6 protein-coding genes are annotated in these 7,665 nt (G+C 63.0%); 2 read left to right on the top strand and 4 right to left on the bottom strand.

Annotated features, from left to right (window positions below; all coding sequences use genetic code 11):
* Positions 1–51 precede the first annotated feature (51 nt).
* Positions 52–1,908, top strand: coding sequence for a phosphoenolpyruvate carboxykinase (GTP) (locus AB3X89_RS35230; protein WP_368587353.1), 1,857 nt, complete (start codon positions 52–54; stop codon positions 1,906–1,908).
* Positions 1,909–1,924: 16 nt separating this feature from the next.
* Here the strand turns inward: AB3X89_RS35230 and AB3X89_RS35235 are convergent, their stop codons facing one another.
* Positions 1,925–2,209, bottom strand: coding sequence for a hypothetical protein (locus AB3X89_RS35235; protein ID WP_368587354.1), 285 nt, complete (start codon positions 2,207–2,209; stop codon positions 1,925–1,927).
* 39 nt (positions 2,210–2,248) lie between these two features.
* Here AB3X89_RS35235 and AB3X89_RS35240 point away from each other — a divergent pair, with 39 nt between their 5' ends.
* The gene (locus tag AB3X89_RS35240; RefSeq protein WP_368587355.1) at positions 2,249–3,352 is read left to right on the top strand and encodes a LysR family transcriptional regulator; all 1,104 of its coding nucleotides are present in this window, start codon (positions 2,249–2,251) and stop codon (positions 3,350–3,352) included.
* Between the two features lie 202 nt (positions 3,353–3,554).
* Here the strand turns inward: AB3X89_RS35240 and AB3X89_RS35245 are convergent, their stop codons facing one another.
* From AB3X89_RS35245 to AB3X89_RS35255, 3 genes are all read right to left on the bottom strand, one after another.
* The gene (locus AB3X89_RS35245) at positions 3,555–6,221 is read right to left on the bottom strand and encodes a DNA topoisomerase III (RefSeq protein ID WP_368587356.1); all 2,667 of its coding nucleotides are present in this window, start codon (positions 6,219–6,221) and stop codon (positions 3,555–3,557) included.
* 310 nt (positions 6,222–6,531) lie between these two features.
* Complete coding sequence (locus AB3X89_RS35250; protein WP_013088044.1) at positions 6,532–6,909, bottom strand: thioredoxin family protein; 378 nt, start codon at positions 6,907–6,909, stop codon at positions 6,532–6,534.
* A gap of 101 nt (positions 6,910–7,010) precedes the next feature.
* Positions 7,011–7,665, bottom strand: a 655-nt coding sequence (locus AB3X89_RS35255) for a DNA-processing protein DprA (protein WP_368587357.1), incomplete at its 5' end; no start/stop codon positions are given.

The raw sequence follows: 7,665 nt of genomic DNA on the forward strand, positions 1-7,665 counted from the left end.
AGCGTCCCAGGGCTTGTACCGTTTTTCTTTGCTTCAAACGGAGACAAGTCGATGAATCTTCCCTCGTTCGAAGGGCACCCCACTATCGAGGCGCCCACATGGGTCAAACATCGTAAGCTGATCGACTGGGTCCAGCGCGTCGCAGCGCTGACCAAGCCCGACCAAGTGGTCTGGTGCGACGGCTCGCAGGAAGAATATGACCGCCTGTGCGCGCAGATGGTTGAAGCCGGAACCCTGAAGAAACTCAACCCCGCCAAGCGTCCCAATTCCTATCTCGCCTGGTCCGATCCGTCCGACGTCGCGCGCGTCGAAGATCGCACCTTCATCTGCTCGCAGCGCGCCGAGGACGCCGGCCCCACCAACAACTGGATCGCTCCGGCCGAAATGCGCGCCACGCTCGACGGCCTGTTCGACGGCGCGATGCGCGGCCGCACGATGTACGTGGTGCCGTTTTCGATGGGTCCGCTCGGCTCACCGATCGCGCACATCGGCGTCGAGTTGAGCGACAGCCCGTACGTCGTGACCAACATGCGAATCATGACGCGCATGGGCCGCAAGGTGTATGACGTGCTCGGCGAGGACGGCCAGTTCGTGCCGTGCGTACATTCGGTCGGCGCACCGCTTGCGGCGGGCGAGCAGGACGTGTCTTGGCCTTGCAACAAGACCAAGTACATCGTGCATTTCCCCGAATCGCGCGAGATCTGGAGCTTTGGCTCGGGTTATGGCGGCAACGCGTTGCTCGGCAAGAAGTGCTTCGCGCTGCGCATCGCATCGACGATGGGCCGCGACGAAGGCTGGCTCGCCGAACACATGCTGATCCTCGGCGTCACGTCGCCCGAAGGGCGCAAGCATCACGTGGCGGCGGCGTTCCCGTCGGCGTGCGGCAAGACCAACTTTGCGATGCTGATCCCGCCGGCCGGCCTGAACGGCTGGAAAATTTCGACGATCGGCGACGATATCGCGTGGATCAAGCCGGGCAAGGACGGCCGCCTGTACGCGATCAATCCGGAAGCCGGCTACTTCGGCGTTGCGCCGGGCACGAGCGAAAAGACCAACTACAACGCGCTCGCCACGTTGAAGGAAAACGTGATCTTCACGAACGTCGCGCTGACCGACGACGGCGACGTCTGGTGGGAAGGCATGACGGACGAGCCGCCCGCGCACCTGATCGACTGGCAGGGTAAGGACTGGACGCCGGCCGACGCAAAGGAAACCGGCCGCAAGGCGGCGCATCCGAACGCGCGCTTCACGGCGCCGGCTTCGCAGTGCCCGTCGATCGATGCGGACTGGGAAAACCCGGCCGGCGTCGCCATCGACGCGTTCATCTTCGGCGGCCGTCGCTCGACCACCGTGCCGCTCGTGACCGAGGCGCGCAATTGGGTCGAGGGCGTCTACATGGCCGCGACGATGGGCTCCGAAACCACCGCCGCGGCCGCTGGCCAGCAGGGCGTGGTGCGCCGGGATCCGTTCGCGATGCTGCCGTTCTGCGGCTACAACATGAGCGACTATTTCAGCCATTGGCTGAAGACCGGCGAGCGTCTGCAGCAGTTGAGCGCGAAGCTGCCGAAAATCTTCTGCGTCAACTGGTTCCGCAAGGGTCCGGACGGCAAGTTCGTGTGGCCCGGCTTTGGCGAGAACATGCGCGTGCTGAGCTGGATGGTCGGTCGTATCAAAGGCACCGCGCAGGGCGAAGAGCATGCGTTCGGCATTTCGCCGCACTATGGGGACATCGACTGGAGCGGTCTGAACTTCACCCGCGAACAGTTCGAGCAGGTGATTTCCGTGGACGCCGCTGCATGGCGCGATGAGCTCGTGTTGCACACGAAGCTGTTTGACACACTGCAACACGGTCTGCCGCCGGCGCTAAGCGAAGCCAAGCGGGCGCTCGAGGAAAAGCTCACGACTTGACTATGTGAGTGCCCACTCAGCATGAAAAGCCGCCCTTGAGCGGCTTTTTCTTTTGGGCCACGCCAATTGCGATCCTTTCGATTTCCGCAACGCCGGAACGACCGTTGCATCTGTTCGAACAAAAAAGACAGTGCAAGCTGCAGCGCAGCAGATTGTTTTCGGTTTGGGAACAATCGCTGGTCCGGCCCGGTTTTATCGGCGCAGTCGTACCAAAATTGACAATATTTCCTGTTTTGCGGGCAACTTCTGCACGATATTGCGAGTCGTAGGAGAATTCCAAGTTCGCTTCACTGGTTTTCACCAATTGTCAGGAAGCAGTAACAAGGCAGGGAGTTGCTCTATGGATCATTTGCAGTCGATGCGAGTTTTCGTCAAGGTGGCGGATCTCGGCAGTTTTGCCCGCGCCGCGAGCGCGATGGATATTTCCAACGCGGTTGCCACCCGTCATGTTGCCGACCTCGAAGGCCGTCTCGGTACGCGGCTGCTCAATCGCACGACCCGCAGCTTGTCGCTGACCGAATCCGGCCAGGTCTATCTCGAGCGCGCCCGTCAGATTCTCGACGAACTGGAAGACGTCGAACAGATGGTGGTCGCTCGCAATCACGAACCCGTCGGCACGCTGCGCATCGTCGCGCCCGTCGTGTTCGGGCTGCACAACCTCGCGCCCGTGCTGCAAACGTACGCGGAGCGCTATCCGAAAGTCATTCCCGACGTGACGCTGGTCGATCGTCAGGTCGATCTCGTCGAGGAAGGCTTCGATGTCGGCATCGTGATCGCGCGGCAAATGCGCAGCGCGAGCATCGTCACGCGGCGTTTGACCACGGGCTGTATGACCGTCTGCGCGACGCCGGCGTATCTGGAAAAGCATGGCACGCCGACGCGTCCGGAGCACCTGCTCGAACACCCGTGCCTGAGCCTGCCGTCCGAATACTGGGGCGATGAACGCGTGTTCACGGGGCCGGAAGGCGAGGTGCGCGTGCGGCCGTCGAACGTGATCGTCGCGAACAACACTGAAATGCTGCGGCAGTTTGCGTTGCTGGGCATGGGCATCGCGATTCTGCCGAGCTATCTGATCGGTCGCGACATGACGCGTGGCCGGCTCGTGCGTTTGCTCGGCGATTACCGTTTGCCGCAAGTCGAGATCAACATTGCATACCCGAGCCGCCGTCACCTGCCGGCCAAGGTGCGCACGTTCATCGACCATCTGGTCGAGCACTTCAGCCAGACGCCGAACAGCGTGCTCGGCGAACAGTGGATCAAGGACGGTCTGGAGCGCCCGGCGACGTCGGCCGCGTTCGAGACTGCCGAGTCCCGCGCCCCGGAAGCGTTCGATGGCGCGGAACCGCTGTCGCGGCTGCTCGATAGCGAGCTGTCGCCTGCCGTGCCGAAGCCGATGACGAAGTCGTCTAACCGCAGTCGCCCGACGGCCTTGTCGCCGTTGTAAATCGCTGAATGTCCAAGCCCGCAGCGATGCGGGCGGACAATAAAAATAAAAAGGCGCAGTCACCTGAAGTGACTGCGCCTTTTTCTATGGACAGATGCGGATGCGGAGCAAACCGCGGGCTATGCACGGATTGTCGACCCCGGCGGCGGAATGAAGCTATTTCCGCTACCCCCGCGAGCCGCCGATCCGAATCCCCGCCTTATTAGCCGATTTTTCGCGCCGCGGTCTTTTTCGCCGGTGCCTTCTTGGCCGCCGCGGTCTTGGCGGCGGGCGCCTTCTTCGCCGCCACCTTCTTTTCCGCCGGCTCGGCCTTCACTGCCACCGCGGTATCGCCTTCGTCCGCTTCCGGCATCGCCTTCGCCGCCGAGCGAGCACCTGAAGTCTTCGCCGCCGCGGTCTTCGCCGCCGCCGGCTCCTTCTTCTCGAATTCGAAGCCGATCTTGCCGTCGTTCTGCTTGACGAGGAACGCCTTGAAGTTGCGGCCGGTACGCGACGACTTGAAGTTCGTCAGCAGATCGGTGCGCCCTTCCTCGAGCAGCTTGGCCATCTGCTCGCGGGCGATTTCCTGCTGCAGGATCACCTTGCCGGAGCGGAAGTCGCACGACTTCGGGCTCGCCACCGAGTTTTCGCAGACGTAGCTCATGCCGTGCTCGAACACGCGGCCCTGACACTTCGGACACGCGCCGACCGGCTGCTGATCGGAGAAGTCGGGCGGTTCACCGTCTTCGCCGGCAGCGTCCTGGCCAAAGTCGAACTCGAGCTTGTAATTCTTGATCTCGTCGTCGAGGGACAGTTTCAGGATCGCCGAGAACGGCCGACCCATCTTGCTGCGGAAGCCAGACAGCGGTCCGATCGTCTTGTTCTGCAGCAGTTCCTCGACTTCGGCGATTTCGAACTGACGGCCGCCCGGAATCTTCGAGATCGAGAACTCGCACTTCGAGCACGCGAAGCGCCGGTAGTTTTCCTTCACCTGGCCACCGCAATTCGGGCAAGGCGTCTGCAACGTCGCGTAATCGCCCGGGATCGTATCCGAATCGTATTCCTTCGCGCGTTTGACGATGGTTTGCGTCATGCGCGCGATTTCCTGCATGAACGCGTCGCGCGGAAGGTTGCCACGCTCCATCTGCGACAGCTTGTATTCCCATTCCCCGGTCAGCTCCGGCGCGGTCAGCTCCTTCACGCCGAGGCCTCGCAGCAGCGTCATCAGCTGGAAGGCCTTGGCGGCCGGAATCAGATCGCGGCCTTCGCGGATCAGGTACTTTTCGGTCAACAGACCTTCGATGATTGCCGCGCGCGTCGCCGGCGTGCCAAGCCCCTTGGCAGCCATCGCTTCGCGCAATTCGTCGTCTTCGACGAGCTTGCCCGCGCCTTCCATCGCCGACAGCAGCGTCGCTTCGTTGTAGCGTGCGGGCGGCTTGGTGACCAGTTGCTGCGCGGCGATCTTGTCGGTCTTGACCTTTTCGTCCTTCTGCACCGGCACGAGGTTCGCATCTTCGCCGCTGGTTTCGCGGCCGTAGACCTGCAGCCAGCCCGGCTCGACGAGCACCTTGCCTTCGGTCTTGAAGTGATGGCCGACCACCTCGGTGATGCGCGTCGTCACACGGTATTCGGCGGCCGGGAAGAACACCGCGAGGAAGCGTTTGACGACGAGGTCATAGAGCTTCTGTTCCGGCTCGGACAGATTCTTCGGCGCCTGCAGCGTCGGGATGATGGCGAAGTGGTCGCTGATCTTCGAGTTGTCGAAGATGCGCTTGTTCGGCTTCACCCAGCCCTTGTCGAGCACCTGTTTTGCGAACGGCAGGTAGTTGTTGCTCTCCTTGAGCATGCCGAGCGTCTGCTTGACGGTGTCCAGGTAGTCTTCCGGCAGCGCGCGCGCGTCGGTTCGCGGATAGGTGAGCACCTTGTGCTTTTCGTACAGCGCCTGAGCGAGGCCCAGCGTATTCTTCGCCGAAAAGCCGAAGCGGCCGTTGGCTTCACGCTGCAGGCTGGTCAGGTCGAAGAGGGCAGGCGACAGCTGCGTCGACGGTTTCGACTCCTCGGTCACCACGCCCATCTGGCCACGGCAGGCCGCGACGATCGTCTCTGCCGCGGGCAGCGACCAGAGGCGCGAATCGCGCTTTTCCGGATCGAACTCGTCGCGCTTGAATTTCGGGTCGAACCAGCGGCCTTCGTAAAAGCCGGCCGCACAGACGAACTCCGCCTTCACTTCCCAGTAATCGCGCGGCACGAAGCGTCGAATCTTCTCTTCTCGCTCGACGACGATCGACAGCGTCGGCGTCTGCACGCGCCCGACCGTGGTCAGGAAAAAGCCGCCGCCCTTGCTGTTGAACGCGGTCATCGCGCGGGTGCCGTTGATGCCGACGAGCCAGTCCGCTTCCGAGCGGCAGCGCGCCGCGTCGGCGAGCGGCTGCATCTCTTCGTCGCTGCGCAGGCGTGCGAAACCCTCGCGGATCGAGCCGGCCGTCATCGATTGCAGCCACAGCCGTTGCACTGGCTGTTTGGCTTTCGCGTGCTGCGCAATCAGGCGGAAAATCAGCTCGCCCTCGCGCCCCGCGTCGCATGCGTTGATCAGACGGTCGATATCCTTGCGCTTCATCAGCTTGGTCAGCACCTTCAGGCGCGACTCGCTCTTCGCGATCGGATTCAGATCGAAATGTGGAGGAATGACGGGTAGGTTGGCAAAGCTCCACTTGCCGCGCTTGACTTCGTATTCGTCGGGCGCGGCGATTTCCAGCAGATGGCCCACTGCCGACGAAAGAACGTAGTCGTCGCTTTCGTAGTACTCGTCATGCTTGGTAAAGCCGCCCAAAGCGCGCGCGATGTCGTTCGCGACAGAAGGCTTTTCGGCGATGATCAGTGCTTTGGACATGACTCGATGTGAGGTTGGTAGATCCGGGTTGGTGGCCTTGAGCGCCAACATGGCGCGCGACGCTCGCTTGAGACCTCTTTCGACCCAATAACGACCGCTTTATAGCACAAGGCGCGAACCCAACGGGTCAAGTGCGATAAAAGCGCGCAATCATAATTGCGCGTCCGGCGGTTGATCAACTGCGGCAAACGCCGCGTGCGGACAGCGATGCCAGCGGCGATGCTGTCCCAGAAATGGTCGGCGACGGCCCGTGCCGCAAGCCGCGCTTCGCGAGGCTTTCCGTCTGGCCGTGCGGCGCGCGAAGCCGCCTTCAGGCGACCGCCAGCGCCGGCCGCAGCTTCGGCGCACCGGTCACGCCGGGCAGTGCGGTCAGATCCGACAGCATCCGCTCGACGATCGACACCTGTGGCAAAACCGTACCGAAAAACCGTGTCGTCACCGAGTCTTCGATCAGGACGGTCGGGAAATTCTCGACGTCCAGATCGTCGAACCGATCTGCATGAGTTTCGATGTCGATCCATGCGAAACAGACTTCCGGGTGCCGCTCGGCCAGCTGGTTGAAGGCGTCCCGGTACTCGCGACACGTTCCGCACCACTCCGCGCACAGGCATGCAACGAACAGTGTGTCGGGTTCGTTGACGCGCTCGGCGATCCGGTCCTGGTCGGTGTCGAGGTTCAGCGCGGGCATGAAGTGATTTCCTTGTGTGCTTTGTCGGATGCTTTGGCGCGAATGTAGCATGGCCGCTCGCGAAAAGTTGCCAATCCGCGTTGATGCCGGTCAGTCTCGGCTCAGTCATGATGGGCTCGCATGAAGCGGCCGCCGGGCAGCAGCGTGACCTCGCCGGCGAGTTCGAGCCGGAGCAGGGCGGCGTGCAGGGCCGCGTCCTCCATCTCGGTGCGGGCGGCGAGAATTTCAAGCGTGGTCGGTGAATGGCCCAGCGCGGCGAGCAGACGTTGGGAGTCGGGCGCGAGCTCCGGCAGTGGTCCCGGCTCGGACGACCGTGTCTGGGCGAAGGCGGCGCTCGCAGCTTGCAAAGCGGTCCCGCTCGACGAAACGCGCGAACGCGCCCGATCCGGCGGAACGGCCTGCTTCGCCGCGCGTCCCGCGTTGCTCGCCGTCCGTCGGACAAAACCCAGTTCTTCCAGCACCTCGTCCGGCGTTTCCACGAGCCGCGCCCCCTGCTTGATCATTCGATGACAGCCGCGCGACAACGGCGCGTAAATCGATCCGGGCAACGCGAACACGTCGCGGCCCATCTCGTTGGCAAGGCGCGCGGTAATCAGCGAACCGGAGCGCATAGCTGCCTCGACGATCACGACTCCGCTGACGAGCCCGGCGATCAGCCGGTTGCGCTGCGGGAAGTTGGCGGCGCGCGCCGGCGTGCCGAGCGGCCACTCCGACAGAATCGCGCCCTGCGCCGCGATTTGCCGCGCGAGCGCCTGA

This window comes from Paraburkholderia sp. BR14320 (assembly GCF_040948665.1).
Classification (GTDB): domain Bacteria; phylum Pseudomonadota; class Gammaproteobacteria; order Burkholderiales; family Burkholderiaceae; genus Paraburkholderia; species Paraburkholderia youngii.